At 29.0% G+C, this 255-nt stretch carries 1 protein-coding gene; it reads right to left on the bottom strand.

Going from position 1 to position 255, the window contains the following annotated elements:
• Positions 1–65: 65 nt before the first annotated feature.
• On the bottom strand, positions 66–255 hold a 190-nt coding region (locus AOA61_RS31750; protein WP_218197318.1), incomplete at its 5' end, for a hypothetical protein.

The raw sequence follows: 255 nt of genomic DNA, 5'->3' as shown, positions 1-255 counted from the left end.
GTCTTATACAATAAAGATAATGTGTAACAAAAAAATAAGTTTTTCTATCAAATTGGCAATTTCATTTAAAAATATACATGATCACTAGAGCTGCTATATTGATTAAATATATGTTCAAATACTACGTAAGCCTTATACTCAACATCTTCTGGCGTATATTGTTCTACTGGCAAACCAGTATTCTCATCATAGAGATAGTTATAAATAAAGGTTTTCACATCAGCCTTTGTAGATTCTTTTTCTCTCCAGTTACTC

The sequence above is a fragment of the Pseudomonas sp. 2995-1 genome, from assembly GCF_002742505.1.
Taxonomy (GTDB): Bacteria; Pseudomonadota; Gammaproteobacteria; order Pseudomonadales; family Pseudomonadaceae; genus Aquipseudomonas; species Aquipseudomonas sivasensis.
Note: the sequence above shows the minus strand (reverse complement) of the source record. Positions and strands in the feature narration are given on the sequence as shown.